The sequence below is a fragment of the Moraxella sp. genome (genome assembly GCF_024227015.1).
Classification (GTDB): Bacteria; Pseudomonadota; Gammaproteobacteria; order Pseudomonadales; family Moraxellaceae; genus Moraxella.
The window spans coordinates 1-681 of record NZ_JAAELD010000125.1; the positions used below are offsets into that span (position 1 = coordinate 1).

General features: G+C 47.6%; 1 protein-coding gene. It reads right to left on the bottom strand.

The genetic code is table 11. From position 1 onward, the window contains the following. Positions 1-557, bottom strand: a 557-nt coding sequence (locus tag GY683_RS02655) for a ubiquinone/menaquinone biosynthesis methyltransferase (RefSeq protein WP_297287271.1), incomplete at its 3' end; no start/stop codon positions are given. Positions 558-681: the final 124 nt, after the last annotated feature.

Genomic DNA, 681 nt, shown 5'->3' on the forward strand with positions numbered 1-681 from the left:
CCCGACACAAAGGCACCAAGTCTTGGAATAACCGCCCATGAATAAAAATCATAACCTGGCTTGAGCCAGAAATGCGGTTTGGAAAATTCAAGACAGATAAACTGTCCCCCTGGCTTAAGGCATCGCTCAATTTCTTTTAACGCGACATCAATATCAGTCATATTGCGAAGACCGAAAGACAGGGTGACAAGATCGATACTGTTGTCGGCAAAAGGTAACATTTCACCTTCTGCGACCACCCATTCAAGCGGCATATTGTCCCGCTTCTTGCCAACGGCCATCATCTCGTGGCTTGCATCCACCACAATGGGGGCATTATTGGTGCTGTTATAGATAGCACGCGCCACATCACCGGTTCCCCCGGCCAGATCTATCGCCACCGCGTCATGCGCAAGGCAGATTGATTTCACCATGGTGCGTTTCCACAATCTGTGAATACCAAAACTCATCAGATCATTCATCAAATCATAGCGGGCAGCCACGGAAGCAAAGACGTGTGAAATGCGTCGCTTGCGTTCCTCAGGGGTTACCTTTTCGTAGCCAAAACTGTCATGCATTGTATTGTCAATATTTTGCCGGTTAAACGAGACGCAGGGATATCATTCGTTTCACCTACAAGCCAGCATCTTATTTGGCTTTCATTTGTGCGACAAAGCCACGCATTTTGTCGGCCATTTGTTC